Source organism: Marinoscillum sp. (assembly GCF_965229915.1).
Taxonomy (GTDB): Bacteria; Bacteroidota; Bacteroidia; order Cytophagales; family Cyclobacteriaceae; genus Marinoscillum.
Map to the genome: position 1 here is coordinate 3,773,079 of NZ_CBDDJZ010000001.1, position 22,855 is coordinate 3,795,933.

Genomic DNA, 22,855 nt, shown 5'->3' on the forward strand with positions numbered 1-22,855 from the left:
TAGTTATATAAATCAGTCCTCTATCAGCTCACTTCGTGTCTTGATCGAAATTGATTTTTTAGATGAAGGGGTCTGATCTAAATTACATTCACAATTCACGGTTGATGATAAAAGGGATACTTACTTTATTGGCGTTGCTGGGCATACTGCTTACTGGCAATGCACAGGGAAATGCACCGAAGTACAGCAATGAGTTTTTGAATCTGGGGGTAGATGCCCGAGCTTTTGGGATGGGTATGAGCATGAGTTCTCACGTGGACGATGTGTCTGCGGGATATTGGAATCCTGCCGGTCTGAATAGTCTTAATGCTGACTACCAGCTAGAGTTGATGCATTCGGCATATTTCGGAGGTATTGCCAATTATGATTACGGAGCTTTTGCTGGTAAACTGAAGGATGAGTCAGTGTTGGCTATTTCTGCATTGAGGTTTGCAGTAGATGACATAGCCGATACCCGTTTGCTTTTTGATGCCAACGGAGGGGTCAATTATGATAATATTCAATTTTTCTCTGCAGCCGACTATGCATTTTTGGTCTCCTATGCCAGGAATGTATCCTTGTTTGGTGGGTTGAGTGTGGGTGGCAACCTCAAAGTGATTCGTCGAGTGGTCGGTGATTTTGCTGGTTCGTGGGGATTTGGACTTGATTTTGGCCTCCAGAAGACTTGGAAAAAATGGAATTTTGGAGTGGTAGGGCGTGATATTTTTGGAACATTCAATAGTTGGTCGATCAATGAGGACGAGCTGGCCACCATCTATCAGCAGACTGGAAACACTTTATATACCCAATCTTTAGAGATTACTTTACCCAGGGTAGTACTGGGTGCTAGTCGGGGATTTCAATTGGGTGAGCACTTTTCACTACTTGCTTCACTGGATCTGGTGGCTACAACTGACGGCCGACGTAATACACTGGTTAAGTCTGATTTGTTCTCTCTGGATCCAGCGGTTGGGTTCGAATTTGGGTTTAAGAGTCTTGCTTTCGTTAGGGGTGGAGTTGGTCAGTTCCAGGAGATAAAGGATTTTGATGGCAGTAAGAACTGGACGTTTCAACCAAACGTTGGGGTTGGGTTTAAAGTCCAGGAAGTAAGTATCGATTATGCCTTTACGGATATTGGTGATCAGGCTGCTGGATTGTATTCTCATGTGTTTTCTGTAAAAGTAGACTTCAATGTGGAGGATTAGGCTTCTTAGTTTGGTGGTATTTGGTTTGATGGCTTTGTCAGCTGTTTCACAGTCATATGGTAGTGAGTGGATTGATGCGGAGAAGGCTTACTATAAAATACAGGTGGCGGAAGACGGACTTTACCGAGTCACAGCTACTCAGCTGGTCAATGCCGGCGTTCCAGTAGGTTCAATTGCACGGTCCAGGTATCAGCTTTTTCACCACGGCAAGGAGGTTGCCATTCGTGTTCATGATGACAATGGAGATGGTCGGTTGGATTCGTTTGAGTTTTATGGTGAGAGAAATGACGGGCAGTTGGATACCGAACTCTACGTGGCACCAGCAGCGCAGCCCCATGATCGATACAGTTTGTTTTCTGATACATCTTCGTACTTTCTAACCTGGCATCTTAGTAGTCTTCAAGGGAAGCGCATGGCCGTGTCTTCCATAGATGATCCGCAAGGAAACCCTCCCAGCACTTATCATATATCAGAGTCCATGAGGTTACAGACTGGTAGCTACTCCTCTGGAAGGCGGTATGGCTCCAGCTATGACATTCAGTCCGCAGTGTACGACTATGGCGAAGGATGGACAGGTGCTAATATTTCTAAGAATAGCAGTCAGAATTTCTCCTTTACCCTGGAGAATTATGACAACACGGCTCCAAAGCCTCGGCTTGAGATTATACTACATGGGATCAGCAACTTTAGTCACGTCACTAACATATCGGTGGGTTCGAGCACTGCTAGTCTAAGGGACCTGGGACAGGCGACATTTGCTGGACGAGATAGTTACCGCTATAGTTCAGAGCTGGAGTGGTCTGATGTTGGTGCCTCGGGATCTCTGGCAGTGCGGGTTACTTCCGTAGGGGTGTCCGGGCAAACAGATGTGGTGGCTGTAGCCTATGTGAAGGTCGACTTCCCACAAAGTTTTCAACTCAATAACTCTACCAAGACTTTTAAGATCCCGGATTCGGACAATAATAGACAGCATGTTACTGTATCGAAAACTGTGAGTGAGGCCTTTGAGGTGTTTGATATTTCAGATGTCAATAATGTGGCTGTCCTAGGCGCTGTTCAGGATCAAGCTTCCAACACTTCACTGGAATTTGTCTACAGGGATACTACGTCCACGTCGCGTACATTTTTAGCTACCTCTGAAATCAAGTCTGTAGCATCAGTGAAACTAAGCGCAATTGGTACTATTAACACTGCTGCTGATTACCTGATCATCTCGCATCCAGCTCTCAATGAGCTGGTGGATGGTGCTCGACCCATCGATCAGTATGTGGCCTATCGTCAAAGTGAGGCCGGGGGTAATCATGCCGTTGCTCTCACCTACATGGATCAGCTATACGATCAGTTTTCGTACGGGCTTACTTCACCTTTGGCTATCAGAAACTACCTGTCGTACATGCGGTCCCAAGGCTCGGTAGAGCATGTGTTTCTCATAGGTAAAGGGACTACCGTCAATAATGACTATCATCGTAAAACGTCTACCTCACTGATCCATTATGTACCTACCTATGGTTACCCTGGGTCAGATGCGCTTTTCAGCCTAGATAATACCTCATCTCCAAATTATGATCTACCTATTGGTCGGATCAATGCATTTGCTGCCTCAGATGTGAAGAACTACCTGGACAAAGTAAAGGAGATGGAAGCTCTAGGGTATGATCGGCTTTGGCGAAAAAACTTATTACATCTAAGCGGAGGCCAAACTCCGGCGGAGCTTTCTGCATTTTCATTTTACATCCAAAACTTCAGCTCCATTGCTGAGGGAGATTTTTTAGGTGGTAGTGCCTCCAATGTCAACAAGAACAGCACCGATGATGTGAAAGTAATCAATGTAGCCGATGAAGTAAATGACGGTGTGAGCATGATCACGTTCTTCGGTCACTCCAGTGGAGTTGTGACTGACATAGAGATCGGGCGAGCCTCAGATCCGGCTGCAGGATATTCCAATCAGGGGAAATACCCAACCATACTGGTGAATGGCTGTAACGCCGGGGGGATCTTTGGGAACACTAGCCCATCCAATCTCACCTTTGGGGAAGACTGGATTCGAACTCCAAATGCTGGAGCACTTGCTTTCATTGCCAACTCAGACTTTGCCCTTTCTTCTAATCTCAAGCGCTATTCGGATATATTTTACCAAATTGGATTTGCAACGGATGAAACATTTGGGAGATCAGTAGGAGAAATCATGCGATTAGTAGCCGATCGCTACTTCCAGTTTTATGGTGACGATGATCTCAGTCAGTCTCAGGTATACCAAACAGTCCTTCAGGGAGATCCCGCTATTCATGTTTTTGGTGCTTCAAAGCCTGATTATGAGTTGCGAATCAATGATAGCTATGTCACCGGAAATAATCAGGAAAGAGTAGTAGCTAATGTGGACTCCTTTAAGCTGCAACTGGCCATTCGCAATTATGGGAGAACTCTTCCTGATTCCATTGATGTGGAGGTGGTCCGGACCTTTGCTGATGGTAAACAGCGAACTTATCAAGATCAGTTTGCTCGTGTCTTGTTACAAGATACACTCACCTTCAGTATATCTAATCAATCGGGTGACGCAGTAGCTGGCACCAATTCCTTCATGATTCGGATAGATCCAGAAAATACAATTCCTGAGCTCAACGAGGGGAATAATTCAGGAACCCTGGAGGTCTTCATTCCAAAAGGAAATACGATACCACTTTACCCAGTGCCATATAGCACGGTTAATGGGCAATCCACCACCTTGGTCTGGCAGTCGGCCAACATGCTGGAACGTGACCGGCTCTATTCGTTGCAGATAGATACATTACCAGATTACAGTAGCTCCTTTGCTTCACTGCAGTCTGTGCAAGGACAGTTTTTCAATGCATATGAGCTGGATTTGTCTGCTATTCCAGATAGTACCACCTTCTATTGGAGAACTCGTTTTGCAGAAGCGGTCGCTAATGAAGATACCAATTGGGTGGCCAGTTCTTTCACTGTGGTTGCCAATGAGCCGGAAGGGTGGGCTCAAATAGGCAATGGCCAGTTCAGCGCTAATGGATTTTCAGGGGTCACTTATGATGAAAATGGCAAAACGGTCACTTTCAATACCACCACTACACCAGTACAGCTAAACACGCACGGAGCCAACAGTACCCTGCAGTACGAAGATTACCAGGTAATAGTTGATGGATTGAATCTGCTACTGACTGATAATGCCGCTGATCCCACCTGTAAACGAAGGAATGCTATCAATGCTGTAGTTTTTGATCGGCAGACCGCTCAACCCTATCGGCCATTTGGTATTTCGGGTACTGACGTATTCAATGATCTGGTATGCGGTCGCTTACCTCAGATGATCCACAACTTCAATGAAAATGATGTGCTTGGACCAAATAGATACCTCGATGCATTAATTGAGGAAATGAACACGCGTGACATGATTTTGCTCTTTAGTTTTGGTACGGTAAACTATTCCAGTTGGGATGCTCAGCTCATTGCTTCTCTTAATGAATTGGGTATACAAAGCTCCACAATCACTAGCCTTCAAGATGGACAACCTGTCATTTTTCTGGCTAAGAAAGGAGATGCTCCTGGACAGGCCATCGAGATCACATCTAATGGCTCTACTATTCCAGTACAGGATCAGTCTTTAGAGCTGATGAATACAGTAACCGGACAGTTCAGCAGCGGTAGCATTAACTCCACCTTAATCGGGCCCGCTAGCAATTGGGACTCATTTCATTATCAGGTACGCTCAGAGACCAATGATGATTGGTTGGTGAATGTTCATGGGGTTGACCGGTCAGGGAACCGAAATCAGCTGTTTACTGGCAATAGAGTAGCCACCGCACCCTCTGAACTTGATCTGACAGGAGTTGATGCAGGCCAGTATCCATTTTTGCAGCTAGACTTTTTGTTCTCTGATTTGGCGGATCAGACCCCACCAGTTATGGACTCCTGGGGAGTGACCTACGAGCAGGTGCCAGAAGGAATTATCTCACCTGTGTCATACGAAACCAAACAGCTAAAAGAAGGCCAATTGTTTGAAACGAGCTTTTTGTTTGCCAACATTTCTGAGGTTGAGTATTCTGATTCTCTGGATGTCACAGTGGCCTACACACATGTGACGTCTGGTGACCGTGAGGTGGCTTCTTTCAAAGCAAAGGCTCCGGCAGTGGGCGATACCACGGTGATCGAACTATCCAGAGACACTCGTGGACTGGTTGGTGATAATAGCCTCACGATCTCTGTGATACCACCAGGTCTGGAAAACTACCTGACTAACAATACGCTGGTGTACACCTCTGCGTTTGCGGTGGAGGCAGATGAGGTCAATCCTGTATTGGATGTGACTATCGATGGTAGCTATATCCTAGATGGGGATATCGTATCACCACAACCAAATATTCGCATTCTATTAAAGGATGACAACCAATACCTCTTCAAGGAAGATACGGCAGGATTAATCATAGAAATGCGCAGGGCATGTGAGGAATGCGTTTTCGAGCGAGTCAATCTATCCGACCCTGCCGTTACTTACACTCCTTCATCAGAGGATCAGGATTTTGAGATCAACTATGCTGCCGGACCTTTGGAAGATGGCGAATATACACTAAGAGTGCAGGGTGCTGATGCTTCGGGCAATCCATCGGGTTTGGATGCCTATGAAGTTTCATTTGAAGTGATCAATGAGTCCACAATTACCCATTTCTATCCCTACCCAAACCCATTTGCGACCTCCACACGGTTTGTGTTTACACTCACAGGGAGTACTATTCCGGATCAGATAAAAATTCAAATTATGACCGTATCTGGTCGGGTAGTAAGGGAGATCACCCAAGATGAAATAGGACCACTGAAAATTGGAAATAATATCACGCAATATGCCTGGGATGGTAGAGATGAATATGGCGATCAGCTTGCAAATGGAGTATATCTCTACAAGGTTTTCATCCGGCAAAACGGTGAGTCTATGAAGCATCGGGTGACCAATGCCGATCGTGCGTTTAAAAATGGATTTGGCAAAATTTACCTGCTCAAATAATGAGACCCTGCGGTGTATTGATCTAGCCGCAGAGCCCGGGTTCTTTTTAAAAAAGTGAAGCTAGTTTCATGGCTACACCTTTGTCTCCATCTATCTTCATTTTTCCAGCCATAAATGCCATCATCGGGTTTAGATTGCCTGACATCAATTTCTCAAAGTTGGAGAGTGACATTTTGATGGTGCAGGCTGCATTCTTTTCTTCATTGCTTACGACAGTTGGAGTTACCGTATCGTCCAGGTGAATCACCCCCTCATCAAATTTGAAGTTGATGATCGCGTTTACTTTCCCTCCATTATTTTCGGCCATTCTAGCTACTTTCTGTGTTGCTTCGTCTAGATTCATTTGGGTTCTGTATTAATTATTTAGTTTAAATTTTACTTCAAATAGTTTGGGCCAGTTCTTGCCTGTCACAAAAATCTGATCTGTGTTTTGCTTGTAGGCGATCCCATTGAGCACTTCAGCTACATTAGAGTCAAAGTTGTCTCTTAGACCATTGAAATCAATTATTTCCAGCACTTTGCCAGTTGCAGGATCAATGGAGATAATGATCTCTTGCTGCCAAATGTTTGCATAGATCTTCCCGTTGAAATACTCCAGTTCGTTAAGTTTATTGACTAATCCTTCATGGTCATAGACTTCCAGCCTGCTTATTTCAGACATATCTCTAGGGTCCAGCAGGTGAAGGACTTCCTTACCGTCACTTATTATCAATGTGTCTCCCATGGTAGTCATTCCCCAGCCTTCATAGGTGTAGTTGAACTGACCGGTTTCTTCCAGGTTTAGGTTGTAGATAAACCCAATATTGTCTTGCCAGGTGAGGTAGTAGATTTGATCTTTCCATACGGTGCTACCTTCACCAAAGTAATTATCGGCAAGGCTGGTTGTCTTGTATACTTCCCCTGACTGCAGATTGATTTTGGAAATCCTGGAGGTTCCTTCCTGTCCGGTGCTTTCCACCAAAGTATCACCCAGGAAGAAGAGTCCCTGAATAAATGCTTCTTCATCATGCGGATATTCTCCGATTACTTCATAAGTCATGGTGGTTGGAGATACGTCAGACAGCACAATTAATCGGGCATAGTGTGTTTCTGAATCTTCTCCCGAGTAGACGGAAATCTTGACCTTTTGTCGGCCGGTTTTAATCCGAATGGGAGTCCACGTAAATTGCGTCTCGGTAAAGACTTTTTGCTCAGTTTCAAATGAAAGAAGAATGGAGTCCACTTGTTGAGAGGAGGTGATTTCAAAGTTTACAGGTTCACCCATGACAATTTCCTGATTGCTGGAAGGTGCACTCAGTTTGCTGAAATTTTTGATTCGTGGGCTAGTGGGTGTTTCAGAGTTGTCCTTTTCTCCACTGCACGAAAATATCAGTCCCAGAGAGCAAATGATAGATAACCTGTTGATGTAATTCATATTCATAGGACGGTAAAATTAGTAGAATTCGTACTAACTTAATCCAGAGTCTTAAACGAAGAAATGATGAAACGTTTTTTAGTTCCTACAGATTTTACTGATTCTTCCATTTTTGCGATTGGTTCAGCCGCTGGTTTGGCTGAAAAGTTTGGTGCACAGGTAATTCTCGTACACGTGGTGGACAAGCCCACTAAGTCCGATGAATTAGCTGCGGAGGTTGAGCGAGTACTGAAAATGGATGAATTGAAAAATGTCAACTATCACTATCAGCAAACTACAGGTGATGTGGTGGACAGTATTGTAGAGCAAGAAGCTGATCTCATCGTGATGGGCTCTGAGGGAGCTTCTGGGTTGGAGAGTTTTTTTGTGGGGACCAATGCGGAGAAAGTGGCGAAGAAAGCAAAATGCCCAGTGGTAGTTGTGAAAACACGAACAGATCTCACCAAGCTCAAAAGAATCGTGTTTCCTACCAACATGAATCGTGAGGATGATGAAATGATCGAGGAGTTAAAGTACCTTCAGAAGGAGTTTGGTAGTAAAGTACACATCATCAAGGCATTTGATGACACACTAATGACTGCCAGAGAAGTAGAAAAGCGATTGACAGATTTTGCTGAGTTTCATCAGATTGAGAATTATGCTGTTGCTGCTATTGCTGGTATTGACGAGGGAGAAATGATTATTAACTATGCTGAAAAGGTGATGGCAGACATCATTCTGCTGGCTACACACAACCGCAAAGGCATAGATAGGGTTTTTGCAGGTCATATCTCCAGTGAGGTGATCAATGAATCTCATATTCCTATTTGGACCAGATCCATAGAATTACCTAGTCTTTAGATCCGAAGCTTTTCATTAGTAATGGTACCGTCAGACCCTGATACAGCACGGAGCATACCACCACAATGTATGTCATAGTAATGATGATGTCTTTGCCATGAAACTCCGTCAGAGAAAGCGAAAGTGCGATTGGTAATCCTCCCCGCAGAGCTCCCCAGGTGAGTACCGGAATGGTATTGGGTTTGAAGCTTCGTTTGACAGACATCAGTTTGATGGGTACAAATACACTTAGCCACCTTCCAAACAATACAATATTCACTGCAAAAAAACCAGCAGCGAAGTAGTCAAACCTCCAGGGAATCACCAGCATCTCCAGGCCGATCAACACAAAAAGCATGGCTGCCAGGGATTCTTCCATCAGGTTCCAAAACTTAAAGACATAATCTCCAGCGGCACTCGTGACATATTCTCCCTTTCCTTCATTCCCAATCACCAGTCCCATGACTACAGCGGCTTGTTTGGAGGATACATGTACGAAATCTGCCAGAAACGAACCTACCATCACTACTGCCAAGGTGATCAGAATCTCTACCTCCACAGCATCGTTGTCTACGTATTTCAATAAGCGATAACCCAGATATCCCAGCATCAATCCTATAAAAATACCACCACCGATATCCGCTCCGATGATGTACACCGTTTCAAAAACAGAAAGCGGGTGATCTTCACCAGCGTGGGCAATGTCTAGTAGTGTTAGAGCCAAAACCACGGCCACACCATCATTGAAAAGCGATTCCCCCTGGATTTTTACTTCGAGCTCCTTGTCGAGGTTAAATTTCTTGATTGTTTTGGTAACAGCTATTGGATCAGTTGGTGATATCAACGCGCCGAATACCAGACAGTAGAGATAATGTAGTTCTATGCCCACCCAGTGCAGCATGTAATAAACCAGTGTGCCGATTACGAAAGTGGAAATCAACACACCAGTAGTCGCCAGTACCAGCACAGGTGTTCGTTCTTTGGATAGTTTCTTAAAGTCTATCTGGAGTGCTCCAGCGAAAAGCATGAAGGACAGTACTACGTGATAGAGCACTTCTGCATAGTCGTATTCTTCCAGCTCTTCCACGCCTAATTGCAGGTCCGGAAATATAAACCCAGCAATCAAAAGGATCAAAGACAAAACAATGGCCATGATCATCAGCCCTATGGAAGAAGGCAATTTGAGGAAGTAGGTATTGACGAATATGAAAAGACCCGCTAGAAAGATAAACAGGGCGATAATGTCGAAAACATGCATATATTATCTGCCGATTAAGGTTGTGGCTTGCACAAAATTATTCCAAGTTTTACTAATAAATAAACGGATCAGGTGTCTACAGTCTGACCCAGCCTGAAATAAAACAGGCTTCGGCTCTGGTGGTTTATCGACATTCGACGTGAAAGTCAGCACAATATACTTTTTTTTGCTCTTTATTGCAATAATTAAAGGTCTTGGGAAGTACCTGATAATCCTACAACTTTAACCCACCTAAAGCACACGAATGGAGCCAATACTTGAAAAGTACTTTAATTTAATGGAGCAAAACAAGCTGTTGTTTTGGCAGATGTTGGATGGCATATCCGATGAGCAGTTCCACTGGAAAAAGAATGCAACCACCTGGTCATTGGCACAGGTGTTGGATCATGTCATTTTTTCAGAGGCCAGTGCGCTTAGCTATTGCCAAAAAAAGCTCAAGGCTGGCGACCAGATGCCAGATGCTACCTTTTTTAATACACTCAAAATTCGATTGTACTTTTGGGCGCTACATTCCAGATTGCGCTTCAAAGCCCCAAAACTAATCAGCAATCCAGCCAATGACCGATCAATTGCAGACACCATGACCTATTGGGACCAAACAAGAGACGAGTATGAGCGTTTTTTAGAGGATTACCCGTCGCAGTATTTAGGGAAAGCGGTCTTTCGTCATCCATTAGCAGGTAGGATTAAGCTTGCTGAGATGCTGCATTTTCTCAATACTCACCTGATCCATCATCGGTACCAGGTAGATAGGATCAAAAGAGAAATGTAAATTTGGAAAGCTCAAATAGAACGACAGATAACCTCAAAATAGAAACCATTGATAGCTGTTAAGAATTTAACACACTCATTTTCAGACGGAACTGCACTCACCTTTCCAGACTGGCAGGTAGCCAAAGGAAGTTCTGCGCTCATCTTGGGAGCTTCTGGGTGTGGTAAAACCACTTTTCTGCACCTCCTCTCTGGTTTGCTCAAAGCACAAAGTGGGGAAATCAAAATCGAAGGGCAGAATATCTTGGAGCTAAACACTTCTCAGCTGGATCATTTTCGTGGAAAACATATTGGGTTTGTGTTTCAAAAGCCGCATCTGGTGCAGTCACTCTCAGTTTATGAAAATATTTTGCTAGCTCCATTTTTAGGTCAAAAAATGAGTCAGAAGAAAAGAATTGATCATGTAATGGCCGAGTTAGGAATAGGTGAGCTAAGAAATAAGCCTGTTAGTCAAATCAGTCAGGGGCAAGCCCAGCGAGTAGCTATTGCCAGAGCCGTGATCAATGAACCTGATGTCTTATTTGGTGATGAACCTACGGCAAGTTTGGACGATGAGAGCTGTCATTCGGTTATCCAGTTGTTGAAAAAGCAAGCACAGGAGTGCAATGCCACCCTGATCATAGCCACTCATGATAGTCGGGTGAAGTCGGAGTTTGAAAACCAGGTGCAGCTATGAATATTCTTTATCTCAGTTGTAAAAGCATCATTGCCAAACCGCTCAGTAGCCTTCTGAGCTGGTTGCTGCTCACTTTTGGAGTGACCATCGTGGTATTGATCTTACTGATTTCGGATCAGTTGAAAAATGAGATCACTAAAAACTCTACTGGAATTGACCTGGTCATTGGGGCAAAAGGAAGTCCCCTACAGCTGATTCTGGCCAACGTATTCCATGTGGATTTCCCTACAGGTAACATTGATCTGAAAGAAGCTGCAAAGGTGACCAAGAGCCGATACATTGGCTCTGTCATTCCTATGTCTCTCGGCGACAGCTATCAAAATAGCCGGATTGTGGGTACTACCAGGGCATATCCTGAGTTGTATGGTGGAGAGTTGTCTACAGGTGAATGGTTCGCAGATCACATGCAAGTGGTGCTCGGGGCTGAGGTGGCCCAAAAGCTATCAATGAAAGTGGGAGCTCAGTTTCAAAGCCAGCATGGGCTGTCAGAGGATGGTGAAGCTCATGAGGCACATCCGTTTGTGGTGGTAGGAATACTCAAGCCCACTAATACAGTCCTGGACAAGTTGATATTGACGAGTATTCAAAGCATCTGGGAGGTACATGGTCATGAGGAGGATCATGAAAACCAGCCTGATTCCCTCATAACAATCGACCATCTGGGAGTGACTGTAACTTTCGAGCAATTTGATAGCGAGCAAATCACCTCCATGCTAGTGAAGTATCGGTCACCAATGGGCGCTGTGATGCTACCCAGGACGATCAATGCTGAAAGCAGCTTGCAGGCAGCTTCTCCGGCTTTCGAGACTGCCCGACTTTTTAATATCATCGGAGTAGGCGTGAAAATTCTGAATCTGCTGGGACTTCTGATCATTGTGATCTCTGCGGTAAGTGTGTTCATTGCCCTTCTCAATTCGCTAAAAGACCGAAAATACGATATTGCCATTATGCGCTCTATGGGTGCCACTCAGATGCAGATATTCAACCACATTCTGATTGAGGGTCTTCTCATTACCTTTGTGGGCGGAGTTTCTGGTCTGACCATTGCACATGGCATGGTTTACTTGCTGGCGACATCCCTGGATGGAGTCAATCCGGAGGCATTTTATTTTCTCAATGAGGAATGGTTTGTCTTACTGGGTTGTTTTATCATTGGACTGTTTGCCTCGGTCATTCCGGCAGTGATGGCCTTTAAAACAGATATTTCAAAAACACTTTCAAAAGGATAACTATGAGATTATTAGTGGTGGTATTGACCTTAATGAGTTTATCAGCACTCGGGCAGGGCTCTGCAGAAAACTGGAAAACTCTGGGTACACTAGAATATGAAAAGACCAAGGATGAATATGGGGAGATCTTTGTACCTAAGTTTGGTGAGCAGATCAAATCACTTGAGGGAAAGGAGATCGAGCTGTCTGGGTATATCATTCCTTTTGAAGGAATGTTTGAGCCGGATCACTTGATCGTTTCTTCAGTGCCGGTAGCATCTTGTTTTTTCTGCGGAGGAGCTGGACCTGAGTCTGTGGCCGAAATCTACCTCACCGAGCCTGTGAAGTACACGGCCAAAAAAGTAACCTTCAAAGGAAAGCTCACTTTGAATGACTCTGATGTTGATCAGCTGATGTATATCTTGAAGGACGCTCGAATTGCAACCGATTAAATTTTAAAACCTAATGAAATATTTATCGCTTATTGTGCTGCTGGTCATCATGGCTAGTTGTTCATCACCCAAGAAAACAGACGAAGAATCACCCAGCCTGAAAGATGAGGTGATGAATGTGCATGACGAAGTAATGCCTAAAATGGGTGAACTTCGCAAAACGCAAAAAGAACTACTGGCATTGGCTGATTCCTCAGCTGCTGACTCTTTGGTGGCAGCTAAATACACCGAACTGGCCAGGGATATAGAGGCTGCTAACGAGTCCATGATGGCTTGGATGCGAAACTACGACCCCAACTATGAAGGGACTCCAGAAGATGTGAAGGAATATCTTCAGACGCAATTGAAGGACATTGAGAAGGTTAAAACCGACATGCTCCAATCCCTTGAAGAAGGTAAGAAAGCCCTTAAGGACTAGCTAGTTTTTACATTTCTTCAACCATTGACTGACGTCCCTGGTTGAAGAAATACCGGCTTCATTGCCCCAGGAGTTACTCACATAGGTTATGATTTCGGCGATTTCAATAGGCGTCAAGTCATTTGCAGGCATGGGTTGGTTAAACTCAATGTCATTTACTTTGATCTGACCATTCATTCCATACTTGACGATACAGGCTGCCCGTTCTAGATCTGTCATTAAGTAATCAGACTTGGCAAGAGGCGGATATAGTTTGGCTAACCCTGACCCATCTGTCTGGTGGCAATTAGCGCAATAAGTGGTATACAGTTTTTTCCCCTGCACCATGTACTGCTTCAATCGAATTCCTGTGCGGTGGTCCATTTCCGATTCATCTTCGCTGGTAGAGTTGTTTTTACTTCCACAAGAGACAAGGATTAATAAAGAAATAACACAGACAACTAACCTCATTTTTTCTTGGTTAAGCGTTTGATATCGTTGATGAGTACATCTACCTGCTCAGGAACAGTGCCATCATATACTTGTCGGATTCTTCCTTTCTGGTCTACCAGTAAGAATGCGCCACTGTGGATGTATCCTCCTGGTGCATTCTCATCTTCATTAGCCACTACCATGTAGCTGTTTTCACCGATATCGTAGATTTTGTCTTTGTCGCCAGTTACAAAGTGCCATTTGGATGACTCCACACCAAGCTTTTCGGCAAATGATTTTAACACAGCAACTGTGTCATGGGTTGGGTCTATGGTATGGCTAATGATAGCCACCTCCGGATCATTTTTGTAGGCTTCATAGACACGAAGCATCTGCTGTTTCATCACCGGACAGATGGTTGGACATGAAGTGAAAAAGAAATCAGCCACATACACCTGGTTGTTAAACGTAGCATTGGTAATGATTGCACTGTCCTGGTCTACAAATTCGAAGGGTGCTATGGTGTGGTAAAGTGTGTCAGTGACTGTTTCACCATTCACTTCCCGCTCCACATATTCCTTTCTGCCAAGTATGGGAAGTTCATAGGAAGATTTCACTTCGTTGCAGGCTGTGGCGGCTAGCGCAATCCCAGCGAGCAGGATAAATAATCGCATCATGATGCTTTTTCTCTTAAGCGTTTATAAATTTTTATTGACAGCATTAGGATGATTGCAAAAGCAAAAATCCCAATGGTTCCCCAGATCCAACTGAGGCTGTTTTTGAGTACAATTAGAAAAACGACCGCTACCAGTATTAGAGTAGCCACCTCGTTCCACATTCTCAATTGATTAGAAGTCCATTTGGTTTCACCTTTTTGGAGTTTTTTGAACAGCCAATGGCAAATGATGTGATAAACCATCAGCAGTAAAACAAACGTCAACTTGATGTGCATGAAGGGCATCTTCAGCCAGCTCGACTGGATGACGAGGAGCCACGGTCCGAAAATCATCGTGAGCACTGCTGAAGGCCAGGTGATAGCATACCATAGTCGTTTGGACATGATCCCTAATTGAGCGCTAAGAATACTGCGTTCTGGTTCTTCTTTTTCCAGTGCCTCTGTTTGGTATATAAATAGTCTAACGATGTAAAAGAGCCCTGCAAACCAGGTGACTACAAAGATGATATGTAGTGCTTTGACATTTAAATAGTCCATGAATGAGACATTTTAAGGAGAAATCTTGTTAGACTTACAATTGCCTCGTGAGGCGGTGCAAAATTGCACTTCCATTGGCGATTATTCAAACATTTTAGTCATTAGCCTAACTGAAGCTGGTCATTATGAGTGAAAGTAGTAAGCTCTGGTACTTTGAAAATGTAGATCTATTTGAGATTCTTTGTCCAAGAAAGACTCCTGGACTGGAGGAAAAGCACAATCCAAACGTGTACGGTAAAGATGAGTTCATCTATTTTCCAGATGAGCAGTCCATGAATATTTACATGATAGCTGATGGACGAGTGAAAATAGGTAGCTATGGTGATGATGGTAAAGAGATCGTCAAAGCGATTTTGAGTAAAGGCGAGATTTTTGGGGAGTTGGCTCTGGCCGGGGAAGAGAAGCGAAACGATTTTGCTCAGTCAATGAATGCAAGCACCAGAGTATGTCCCATGACCGTGGATAACCTCAAAGACCTGATGAAAGACAATCAGGAGTTGAGTTTGAAAATCTTTCGAATTTTGGGTTGGCGTCTTCGCAAGATGGAGCGCAGAATCGAGTCACTTGTCTTTAAGGATGCCAGAACGCGGATTGTTGAGTTTCTCCGGGAAATGGCTGAAGAAAAAGGTCAGAAAGTAGGGTTTGAAATGATGATCAAAAGCCATTTGACTCATAAAGATATAGCCAGCCTCACTGGCACTTCTCGTCAGACAGTGACTACTGTGATGAATGAGCTTCGTGAAGAGAACATTATCAACTTCGATCGCCGCAGGATTTTAATTCGAGACATGGCGAAGTTAGCTTAAAGTCAAAATGACTATATTGCCAAATCATCCCTGATTGAAGACATACCATACCGTGTAGTTCCGGTTAATTGTTCGTCATTTGGGGACAAAGAAGTCTTTAACCTTTGAATGATTTGGAAACACAACAACAAACAACCAACAATTTTTACATCATCCTCATTTCCCTGGTCGCCACATTGGGCGGTTTTCTTTTTGGGTTTGACAGTGGGGTGATCAACGGGACTGTGAAAGGTCTGGAATCGGCTTTTAACGCACAGGACATTGGTAGTGGATTCAACGTGGCCAGTATGCTATTGGGCTGTGCTGTAGGTGCATTTTTTGCTGGACGATTGGCAGATAGCTATGGGCGTAAGACCATGCTTTTAATGGCTTCTGTTTTCTTCATTGTTTCAGCTTGGGGTTCTGGTATTGCCACTTCATCTGGTGAGTTTATCATCTATCGTATTCTGGGAGGTCTGGCTGTTGGTGCGGCATCAGTGATGGCGCCGGCTTACATCAGTGAGATCGCTCCTGCCAAATACCGTGGTGCCCTGGCCACTGTCCAGCAGATTGCGATCATCGCAGGCTTGTTTTTCTCTTTTTTGAGCAATTATTTGCTGGCAAACGTATCTGGTTCTGCAGAAAATGTCCTTTGGATGGACTATGAAACCTGGAGGTGGATGTTCTGGATGGAATTGATTCCCGCTTTCACTTTTATGATCTCGCTGTTTTTCATACCAGAGAGCCCGCGGTATTTGGTGGCTGGAAGAAAGAAGGATCAAGCTTTGAAAGTGCTGAATCGTCTGTATGGTGAGGTCACTGCCGAGCAAAAGGTAAAAGATATTGATGAGTCGCTCTCCAAAGATCACCATCGGCCTAAGTTATCAGACTTGTATGATCAGGTCAAAGGTCGAGTGCGTCCCATTGTATGGATAGGTATTGGCTTAGCCACTTTCCAACAACTGGTAGGAATTAATGTGGTATTCTACTATGGTGCGGTTTTGTGGCAGGCAGTTGGATTTGGAGAAAGCGATGCCCTATTGATCAATGTGCTATCTGGTGCTCTAAGTATTTTGGCTGTTGTCGTATCACTCTTACTGGTGGACAAACTGGGCAGGAAACCAATTCTAGTTATTGGGTCAGTGGGTATGGCAATCACGCTGGCGCTGGTAGTCGTGGCATTTTCTTCTGGAACTCTGGATGCAAATGGCACTCTACAGATGAGTGATAATATGGGAGTTCTGGCTTTGATAGCTGCGAATGCCTATGTGGTATTTTTCAATTTCTCCTGGGGACCTGTGATGTGGGTGATGCTAGGAGAGATGTTTCCAAATCAGCTTCGTGGCTCAGGTCTGGCAGTTTCTGGTTTGGCTCAGTGGATTTCTAACTTCCTGGTGACATTAACATTCCCGATTTTGCTGGTGTCTGCTGGGCTGGCATTTGCGTATGGTATCTACACGGCATTTGCTTTCATATCGATATTTTTCGTGATCAAATACGTATACGAGACCAAAGGCAAGGAGCTGGAGGAAATGGAAGGGTAATCGGTGGAAGATTTATTTTAATGAGAGGGGGGTGCTTATTTTTAAGTGCCTCCTTTTTTTTTGCCCCAACCTTTTCGGCATGCCCTTTGTCTTAAGCTATACCGTACATAAACAATCAAAAACTTATGAAACGTTTAGGAACAATTTTTTTAGGGGCAGTGGTTGCCTTAGGTGTGATTTTGAGCAGTTGTAGTGAGGATTCTGAAAATCCAGGTAATCCACCAGAGCTACCACCTCGTGCGTCCATGTCTGTCAATCTGGGAAATTTTCCTCAAAATGAAGGTGGTCGGGTTGATAACACTGCTGCTAAAACCAACTTTGCATTTGCAGCATTGAATGTTGGATTTTGGCAGACTATTGTGGGAGCTACTATTGTGATCCCAGCAGCGGCTTTTGATGCAGCATTTGATCATTCATTTGAGTATCAGGAATCAGACGGAAGATGGAAATCTGAGTATACCGTAGGTCAGGGAGGTTCGCTCATCACTGCTGAACTTTTTGCTGAGACCACCGGTGAAACGGTCAAATGGGAAATGTACCTATCCCAGGAGGGGTCATATGATCAGTTTCTATGGTTTACCGGAGAGTCTAGAGTGGACAATAGTGGAGGAGAATGGACACTTTACGCAAGTCCACAATCACCCAGAGAAGTATTAACCATTGATTGGGATCGAGTGGAAGGTGATGCTGTTAATTCACTGTATACGCTCACAGATGAGACCTCTACTAAAACGGGTAGCTACATCGAGTATGGTGTAAGTGCAGAGTCAGATTATTCTCACTACTATGATGTGTCTGTGGTAGATACAGAGGATGATGACTATGATCTGAGTATCCTTTACCATGAAGAAACCAAAGTCGGTCGTGTCAAATCCAACGCCTATTTTGGAGATCCTGACTGGAGATGTTGGGACGAATCTTTTGATGATACTGCATGTGAATAACAGCTAATCAGGAGGCCAGACGGCCTCCTTTTTTATTCATATGCCCAGTAATCGTCCCTTTCGAGCGACTTTAGCATGAGTTTCCTTCCGTCGGTTGCTTCCATTCTCAACAGGTAGTTCGGATATTCTTTACCTATCCAAAACGTTAAATTAGCACCTTCATCCCGTGCTACATTGACTTGCCAGGCTGCTTGCACAAAGGTGCTGTCCAATGTTACTAAGTCTTCCTGATTAGCAGCCTCAACTGAAATCGTTGCTTGTTCAGCTTTGGGAATAGTAGCTTTACTGGTCACCTGCATCGGGTACAAATCCACCTCAAAAGATAATCCAGCTTTAAAATCCAATGTACGAAGCGTATAGCTCAGCTGATCTTCAAACCAGGGACCTTTATCTACTTTCACTAGTCCGTTTCCCTGGCCATCCCAGTAGCTCATGTACTGAAAGTCATACACAGCTCCGTTCTCCAAAAAAGACTTGGCTGTGTTGCCACACCACTCCTGACTCGTGTTGGTTAGTTTGTGAACCAAAGATGGGTTATTCCTATTGTAAAATACAGAAGTCAAGTAGTGATATGGATATTTCAACGTTTGTATGCGACAAAACTTATTGACCTTCATCACCTCATATAAGTCAGAGCGGTCATAATCATCCGTCTTCACTTTGTACTCCTGGTTGAAGGTCTCCTTCACCAATACATAGACATAGTCAAACTGGCGAGGTTCTCCATAAACGACACGCTCAGCATGGTAGATGGCCACTTCTGCCTTGCCATCATCCCACAGCTCATTCTTTGCCCAGTCGGGTCGAATGTGCTCTGGGATTGATGCTGGTTTTTGGGTACAGCTTATTAGCGTGGCTCCCAAAAAACCTGCAATCAGCAGTTGGTTAACCTTCATCATCGGGTTCTACAAATTCGAAATCAATGTCGGAATCCTTGAGATCCTGGAAGGTGTCGATATCACTTAATTCGGGTAGTAAATGGAATTCAGCATCCATCTGTCCAATTTCTGTCAATACATCTTTAAGGACATTGTCGTGGCTGTACTTTTTGTCATGAAACAGTCCCGGATATAGCTTATTCATTCCAATCAGGTAGTAGCCGCCATCAGTAGCCGGGCCAATGACCACATCATGGTCATCCAACTTATCAAAAGCTTCTTGCACCACCTCATCGCTCAGTTCCCAGCAATCTGTGCCAATGATTACAGCTTTTTCACATCCTTTGTCAAAGGCGTATTTGAAAGCATTGAGCATCCTATCTCCCAGGTCTGGGCCTTTCTGAACCAATAGCTTGTATTCATCGGTATCCCAGATGTCTTCTATTTCCACATATTCCGAATAGAATACTGCTTTCGAACAGTCCAGTTCTTTGGTAACTTCATAGGTGTGCTCTATCAGGTATTTATAGACATCCAGAGCACCATCAATACCAATGTCTTTGGCTAGACGTGTTTTTACATGTCCGGGAATCAGGTTTTTTACAAATACGATGAGTAGATCTTTCTTAGTCATAAACTTTTACGCCATTATGGAGCCACTGAGACCAGTTTTTATTGTAAGTATGGACACTGTCAGTGGGTTGTTGATTGATGTTAATTACGGTATTGCCTTGATTTTTCCAGTCAAAAATGCCTCCATATAAGTTACTGACTTTTTCGTAACCCATTTTTTGCATTTTTTCCCCGATGCGTTCACTGCGGTAGCCTACCGAGCAGTAGACCACCACTTCCGCGTCTTTCGGGATGTCGTTGATAAATTCTTTATTGAAAGTGTCATAGCCAATAAGTCTTGCTCCCGGTATGTGGCTCACTTTAAACTCTTCGGGCTCCCTCGCGTCCAGTAGAAACACCTGGCCTTGCAGCTGTAGAGTCTCCAGTTTCTCGGCCTTGATGATGGGCACAGTGTTTCTATACAGGCTCTTCATTTTTTCATCAAATGATTGTTGGCCGCAGGCAGGCATCCAGATCAACCCAATGATGAAGACTAAAAGGCTATGTATTTTTTGCATGATTCTTTTTATATACTTCAATTGCGAGGATACTTAGCACGGCTACATATTCCACAACTAGCCAGCCACTAGATAGTTCAAATCCAGTATTGGTATAGCCAAAGTAACTAACGAAAATGAACAAAGACCAGATGATTGGAAACCAATATCCACTTAGAATCCCCAAAAGAATAAGCGGTATGATGTACCAAGGATGAACTGTGGTGGCTAGTAAGAGATAACTGGTCAATGACCACATTAAGATAGTGCTCATTTGCCACGATTTTATCTTTCCGATGATGGCTATGAGCAGGATGGTGAAAAACGTAATGATAGAAAGCGAGGGACCAAGTGTGCCAATCACATTATATCCAACTAACCAGTACCCCACTTCCCGCAAGAGAAAATAGATACTCGCATTGAATTCAAATTTTTGGAAATAGAGTTCCAGGCTGGAAGTTATGGACTGAATTAGATGGGGATCAACTAGAATGATGAACGAGAAGACGATGACACTACTGATTGCAGTTGTGAGTAAAATCGCATGTTTTAGCTTGGACTTCAACAGGAGACCTGGTAGGTAAATAAGTGGAAGTAGTTTGGTGGCAACGGCCATGCCGATAGCCAGACCGGACCATCCCATTCTGGTCCGGTACCACTGCAGGAGGCCCAAAACGAGAAAAAAGCTCACGATTGCTTCAAAGTGTAAATTTCCAACACCCTCCATAATGAGCAGTGGGTTTAGAAAATACCAGTTAGCCAGTGTAGGGTTGTGATTTAGTTTGGTCAGTAGCTTTCTGAGCAATAAGAAGGTGCCAATGTCAGCTGATAGGAGCACAGTACGCATGATGTTGGCGGCAGTAAGCCAGCTATTTCCACTGATCCAGGTGCTGAACCAAAAGAGCATTTGATTGACTGGAGGGTAGATGGTAAAGTATTCTTTGGAATTGAGATGTTGGTACAGCTCCGCACTCAATCCGCCAGGGTAGACGCCTGATTTGGCTATATCTGCAGGTAGTTTCTCAAATGGACTCAGACCCTCATTGAGCAGTTGACCATCCCATATGAACCGATAGACATCATCTGATAAGAGGGGCATTCCTAGAAATAGGAGTAGTCGGAGCAGTACACCCACAGACAAAACAGCAGTCGATGAGGGGGGAAACTGACAGATCCAGAAGTAGGCAAAGAAAGCTGAAGAGTAAGCCAGTCCCAATGGTAGCGAATCGTGCCGGGGGATCAACAGACCCACAGCAGAAATGCCTGCAAACAATACAAAGATACTGGTGTAGACGGCAGTTTTATTCTGCTGCTCCATTGGGGATTTTTTTCAGCGAAAAGTAAAAAACCACACCGAAACCAATGGTTAGCATCAAGTGAAAGAAGATCAGTCCGTAATCTTTTAGGTAGAGCGCTGACCCAACCCCGAAAGCAAAATAGATGGCCATTAAACCTTCCAGTAGCGTCAAAAAAGAGAAGGGGTTGGTGAGGTAAGTATTGCCTTTCCAACTATCCGATTTACTCACAATGTTAAACTTCGGTGTCCTGATAAAAGGTGTTTTAACTCCCAGATACCCTTCCGCTACTGCGATGGCATTGTGAAGAGACATGCCCATGGAGAATGTCAAGAATAACGGAAAATTCTTAGCATAGTGGGCAAAGGAGAAATCTTTGGCAGTTGCTCGTGTAGCAATCCAGTAAAAAATAGCCATCCCGACAAATCCAATAATGAACACACTTGCCAGGTTGAAAAGCAGGCTAAACTCTGGAGTATCAGCCTTGATATAGAGCATAGGGATGGAAAGTACTGCCGCTATCACCAGAAAGATGAATACTGAGCTATTGAGTAAATGAAGGAGCGCATGCCACTTTACAGAGGTGCTGAGCTTGCTGAGTAGTATTTTGCCCAGGTTTTTACGAGCAGTCTCGGCAGCACCTTTGTTCCACCGATATTGCTGTGATTTAATAGCAGGCACCAATACTGGCAGTTCTGCAGGAGATGTAACATCTTCCAGGTACTTAAATTCCCAACCGTTGAGCTGAGCACGGTAGCTCAGGTCCAGGTCTTCGGTGAGCGTGTCATGCTGCCAGCCACCTGCATCTTCAATGCACTCCTTGCGCCATACTCCGGCCGTTCCGTTGAAGTTCATGAACTTGCCAGATGTGTTTCTGCCGAGCTGCTCCACTGAAAAGTGTGCATTCAACCCGAAAGCTTGCATCCTGGTAAAGATACTGTAGTCTTCATTGATGTGGCCCCAGCGGGTTTGGACCATCCCGATTTTATCGGAGAAGTGTGGCAGTGTCTTGATTAAAAAGTCTGGCTCTGGTAAAAAATCTGCGTCAAAAATGGCGATATATTCACCAGCGGCTTTGTGCAAGCCGTATTGGAGTGCACCTGCTTTGTAACCTACTCGCTCATCTCTTTGGATGTGTACAATGTTGATGTCTTCTTGTCGCCATTTTGCCACTTCTTTGGCTACTAGTGACACTGTTTCATCATCAGAGTCATCCAGCACTTGTATTTCCAGTTTTTCTCTGGGATAATCCAATTGACAAACTGATTGAATCAGACGAGAAACTACATATTTTTCGTTGTAGATTGGTAGCTGTACGGTTACAAGAGGAAAAGAAGATAGTTGTCTTGTTTCGCTCTGCTTCCGTTTGGCCCGGCGATAAAGAATGGCTAGATAGAGCTGTTCCAGGCTGAAGATGGTGATTACCGACAGTGCTAAAATGTATCCTATGACTATAACCCAGCTCATC

22 protein-coding genes are annotated in these 22,855 nt (G+C 44.2%); 11 read left to right on the plus strand and 11 right to left on the minus strand.

Features of this window, described 5'->3' with window-relative positions; translation table 11 throughout:
* Positions 1 to 104: 104 nt before the first annotated feature.
* A complete protein-coding gene (locus tag ACO067_RS16215) occupies positions 105 to 1,184 on the plus strand; it encodes a hypothetical protein (protein WP_421875869.1) in 1,080 nt (359 codons plus the stop codon).
* A complete protein-coding gene (locus ACO067_RS16220) occupies positions 1,171 to 6,192 on the plus strand; it encodes a C25 family cysteine peptidase (RefSeq protein WP_421875871.1) in 5,022 nt (1,673 codons plus the stop codon). Before ACO067_RS16215 ends, ACO067_RS16220 begins: the two co-directional genes overlap by 14 nt.
* A 46-nt stretch (positions 6,193 to 6,238) precedes the next feature.
* On the opposite strand, the gene ACO067_RS16225 is transcribed toward ACO067_RS16220, so the two are convergent.
* Positions 6,239 to 6,535, minus strand: coding sequence for an SCP2 sterol-binding domain-containing protein (locus ACO067_RS16225; RefSeq protein WP_421875874.1), 297 nt, complete (start codon positions 6,533 to 6,535; stop codon positions 6,239 to 6,241).
* A gap of 12 nt (positions 6,536 to 6,547) precedes the next feature.
* Positions 6,548 to 7,612 carry a glutaminyl-peptide cyclotransferase gene (locus tag ACO067_RS16230; RefSeq protein ID WP_421875876.1) on the minus strand — a complete coding sequence of 355 codons (1,065 nt, stop codon included), beginning with the start codon at positions 7,610 to 7,612 and terminating at the stop codon, positions 6,548 to 6,550.
* Positions 7,613 to 7,669: 57 nt separating this feature from the next.
* Between ACO067_RS16230 and ACO067_RS16235 the strand changes: the two genes are divergently transcribed.
* Entirely contained in the window at positions 7,670 to 8,446 is a 777-nt protein-coding gene (locus tag ACO067_RS16235; RefSeq protein WP_421875878.1) for a universal stress protein, read from the plus strand.
* Here ACO067_RS16235 and ACO067_RS16240 read toward each other — a convergent pair.
* Positions 8,436 to 9,683, minus strand: a complete 1,248-nt coding sequence (locus ACO067_RS16240; protein ID WP_421875881.1) for a cation:proton antiporter — start codon at positions 9,681 to 9,683, stop codon at positions 8,436 to 8,438. The genes ACO067_RS16235 and ACO067_RS16240 overlap by 11 nt on opposite strands.
* 244 nt (positions 9,684 to 9,927) lie before the next feature.
* Here ACO067_RS16240 and ACO067_RS16245 point away from each other — a divergent pair, with 244 nt between their 5' ends.
* From ACO067_RS16245 to ACO067_RS16265, 5 genes are read left to right on the plus strand one after another with little or no spacing between them, the layout of a single operon-like run.
* Positions 9,928 to 10,455, plus strand: coding sequence for a DinB family protein (locus ACO067_RS16245; RefSeq protein ID WP_421875884.1), 528 nt, complete (start codon positions 9,928 to 9,930; stop codon positions 10,453 to 10,455).
* 48 nt (positions 10,456 to 10,503) lie between these two features.
* The gene (locus tag ACO067_RS16250; RefSeq protein ID WP_421875886.1) at positions 10,504 to 11,130 is read left to right on the plus strand and encodes an ABC transporter ATP-binding protein; all 627 of its coding nucleotides are present in this window, start codon (positions 10,504 to 10,506) and stop codon (positions 11,128 to 11,130) included.
* The gene (locus ACO067_RS16255; protein WP_421875888.1) at positions 11,127 to 12,359 is read left to right on the plus strand and encodes an ABC transporter permease; all 1,233 of its coding nucleotides are present in this window, start codon (positions 11,127 to 11,129) and stop codon (positions 12,357 to 12,359) included. Before ACO067_RS16250 ends, ACO067_RS16255 begins: the two co-directional genes overlap by 4 nt.
* 2 nt (positions 12,360 to 12,361) lie before the next feature.
* A complete protein-coding gene (locus ACO067_RS16260) occupies positions 12,362 to 12,790 on the plus strand; it encodes a hypothetical protein (RefSeq protein WP_421875890.1) in 429 nt (142 codons plus the stop codon).
* A 13-nt stretch (positions 12,791 to 12,803) separates the two neighbouring features.
* Positions 12,804 to 13,208, plus strand: coding sequence for a hypothetical protein (locus ACO067_RS16265; RefSeq protein WP_421875892.1), 405 nt, complete (start codon positions 12,804 to 12,806; stop codon positions 13,206 to 13,208).
* Here ACO067_RS16265 and ACO067_RS16270 read toward each other — a convergent pair whose 3' ends face one another.
* From ACO067_RS16270 to ACO067_RS16280, 3 genes are read right to left on the minus strand one after another with little or no spacing between them, the layout of a single operon-like run.
* Entirely contained in the window at positions 13,209 to 13,658 is a 450-nt protein-coding gene (locus ACO067_RS16270; RefSeq protein ID WP_421875894.1) for a c-type cytochrome, read from the minus strand. It lies immediately after the preceding gene.
* On the minus strand, positions 13,655 to 14,296 hold the full coding sequence (locus ACO067_RS16275; protein ID WP_421875896.1) for an SCO family protein: 642 nt from the start codon (positions 14,294 to 14,296) through the stop codon (positions 13,655 to 13,657). Before ACO067_RS16275 ends, ACO067_RS16270 begins: the two co-directional genes overlap by 4 nt.
* Positions 14,293 to 14,832: a CopD family protein gene (locus tag ACO067_RS16280; RefSeq protein WP_421875898.1), complete on the minus strand. Its 540-nt coding sequence runs from the start codon at positions 14,830 to 14,832 to the stop codon at positions 14,293 to 14,295. Before ACO067_RS16280 ends, ACO067_RS16275 begins: the two co-directional genes overlap by 4 nt.
* Positions 14,833 to 14,957: 125 nt before the next feature.
* Here ACO067_RS16280 and ACO067_RS16285 point away from each other — a divergent pair, with 125 nt between their 5' ends.
* The 3 genes from ACO067_RS16285 (at position 14,958) to ACO067_RS16295 (ending at position 18,105) form a co-directional block, all read left to right on the plus strand.
* Positions 14,958 to 15,638: a Crp/Fnr family transcriptional regulator gene (locus tag ACO067_RS16285; RefSeq protein WP_421875900.1), complete on the plus strand. Its 681-nt coding sequence runs from the start codon at positions 14,958 to 14,960 to the stop codon at positions 15,636 to 15,638.
* A 113-nt stretch (positions 15,639 to 15,751) separates the two neighbouring features.
* Positions 15,752 to 17,161 carry a sugar porter family MFS transporter gene (locus ACO067_RS16290; protein WP_421875902.1) on the plus strand — a complete coding sequence of 470 codons (1,410 nt, stop codon included), beginning with the start codon at positions 15,752 to 15,754 and terminating at the stop codon, positions 17,159 to 17,161.
* A gap of 125 nt (positions 17,162 to 17,286) precedes the next feature.
* A complete protein-coding gene (locus ACO067_RS16295; RefSeq protein WP_421875904.1) occupies positions 17,287 to 18,105 on the plus strand; it encodes a hypothetical protein in 819 nt (272 codons plus the stop codon).
* Between the two features lie 32 nt (positions 18,106 to 18,137).
* Here the strand turns inward: ACO067_RS16295 and ACO067_RS16300 are convergent, their stop codons facing one another.
* Genes ACO067_RS16300 through ACO067_RS16320 form a run of 5 tightly spaced genes read right to left on the minus strand, consistent with a single transcriptional unit; the run spans position 18,138 to position 22,854 of the window.
* A complete protein-coding gene (locus tag ACO067_RS16300) occupies positions 18,138 to 19,004 on the minus strand; it encodes a hypothetical protein (protein WP_421875906.1) in 867 nt (288 codons plus the stop codon).
* Positions 18,991 to 19,617 (minus strand): TIGR04282 family arsenosugar biosynthesis glycosyltransferase, encoded by a 627-nt coding sequence (locus tag ACO067_RS16305; protein ID WP_421875908.1) that lies wholly within the window; start codon positions 19,615 to 19,617, stop codon positions 18,991 to 18,993. Before ACO067_RS16305 ends, ACO067_RS16300 begins: the two co-directional genes overlap by 14 nt.
* Positions 19,610 to 20,113, minus strand: a complete 504-nt coding sequence (locus tag ACO067_RS16310; RefSeq protein WP_421875910.1) for a rhodanese-like domain-containing protein — start codon at positions 20,111 to 20,113, stop codon at positions 19,610 to 19,612. Before ACO067_RS16310 ends, ACO067_RS16305 begins: the two co-directional genes overlap by 8 nt.
* Complete coding sequence (locus ACO067_RS16315; RefSeq protein WP_421875912.1) at positions 20,097 to 21,410, minus strand: glycosyltransferase 87 family protein; 1,314 nt, start codon at positions 21,408 to 21,410, stop codon at positions 20,097 to 20,099. Before ACO067_RS16315 ends, ACO067_RS16310 begins: the two co-directional genes overlap by 17 nt.
* Positions 21,394 to 22,854 carry a glycosyltransferase gene (locus ACO067_RS16320; RefSeq protein ID WP_421875914.1) on the minus strand — a complete coding sequence of 487 codons (1,461 nt, stop codon included), beginning with the start codon at positions 22,852 to 22,854 and terminating at the stop codon, positions 21,394 to 21,396. The genes ACO067_RS16315 and ACO067_RS16320 overlap by 17 nt, the downstream gene beginning before the upstream one ends.
* Position 22,855: the final 1 nt, after the last annotated feature.

Excerpts from the sequence above, each read along its gene's own strand:
- ACO067_RS16215 (WP_421875869.1), top strand. The coding sequence starts at position 105 with ATGATAAAAGGGATACTTACTTTATTGGCGTTGCTGGGCATACTGCTT.
- ACO067_RS16220 (WP_421875871.1), top strand. The coding sequence starts at position 1,171 with ATGTGGAGGATTAGGCTTCTTAGTTTGGTGGTATTTGGTTTGATGGCT.
- ACO067_RS16225 (WP_421875874.1), bottom strand. The coding sequence starts at position 6,535 with ATGAATCTAGACGAAGCAACACAGAAAGTAGCTAGAATGGCCGAAAAT.
- ACO067_RS16230 (WP_421875876.1), bottom strand. The coding sequence starts at position 7,612 with ATGAATATGAATTACATCAACAGGTTATCTATCATTTGCTCTCTGGGA.
- ACO067_RS16235 (WP_421875878.1), top strand. The coding sequence starts at position 7,670 with ATGATGAAACGTTTTTTAGTTCCTACAGATTTTACTGATTCTTCCATT.
- ACO067_RS16240 (WP_421875881.1), bottom strand. The coding sequence starts at position 9,683 with ATGCATGTTTTCGACATTATCGCCCTGTTTATCTTTCTAGCGGGTCTT.
- ACO067_RS16245 (WP_421875884.1), top strand. The coding sequence starts at position 9,928 with ATGGAGCCAATACTTGAAAAGTACTTTAATTTAATGGAGCAAAACAAG.
- ACO067_RS16255 (WP_421875888.1), top strand. The coding sequence starts at position 11,127 with ATGAATATTCTTTATCTCAGTTGTAAAAGCATCATTGCCAAACCGCTC.
- ACO067_RS16260 (WP_421875890.1), top strand. The coding sequence starts at position 12,362 with ATGAGATTATTAGTGGTGGTATTGACCTTAATGAGTTTATCAGCACTC.
- ACO067_RS16265 (WP_421875892.1), top strand. The coding sequence starts at position 12,804 with ATGAAATATTTATCGCTTATTGTGCTGCTGGTCATCATGGCTAGTTGT.
- ACO067_RS16270 (WP_421875894.1), bottom strand. The coding sequence starts at position 13,658 with ATGAGGTTAGTTGTCTGTGTTATTTCTTTATTAATCCTTGTCTCTTGT.
- ACO067_RS16275 (WP_421875896.1), bottom strand. The coding sequence starts at position 14,296 with ATGATGCGATTATTTATCCTGCTCGCTGGGATTGCGCTAGCCGCCACA.
- ACO067_RS16280 (WP_421875898.1), bottom strand. The coding sequence starts at position 14,832 with ATGGACTATTTAAATGTCAAAGCACTACATATCATCTTTGTAGTCACC.
- ACO067_RS16285 (WP_421875900.1), top strand. The coding sequence starts at position 14,958 with ATGAGTGAAAGTAGTAAGCTCTGGTACTTTGAAAATGTAGATCTATTT.
- ACO067_RS16295 (WP_421875904.1), top strand. The coding sequence starts at position 17,287 with ATGAAACGTTTAGGAACAATTTTTTTAGGGGCAGTGGTTGCCTTAGGT.
- ACO067_RS16300 (WP_421875906.1), bottom strand. The coding sequence starts at position 19,004 with ATGATGAAGGTTAACCAACTGCTGATTGCAGGTTTTTTGGGAGCCACG.
- ACO067_RS16305 (WP_421875908.1), bottom strand. The coding sequence starts at position 19,617 with ATGACTAAGAAAGATCTACTCATCGTATTTGTAAAAAACCTGATTCCC.
- ACO067_RS16310 (WP_421875910.1), bottom strand. The coding sequence starts at position 20,113 with ATGCAAAAAATACATAGCCTTTTAGTCTTCATCATTGGGTTGATCTGG.
- ACO067_RS16315 (WP_421875912.1), bottom strand. The coding sequence starts at position 21,410 with ATGGAGCAGCAGAATAAAACTGCCGTCTACACCAGTATCTTTGTATTG.
- ACO067_RS16320 (WP_421875914.1), bottom strand. The coding sequence starts at position 22,854 with ATGAGCTGGGTTATAGTCATAGGATACATTTTAGCACTGTCGGTAATC.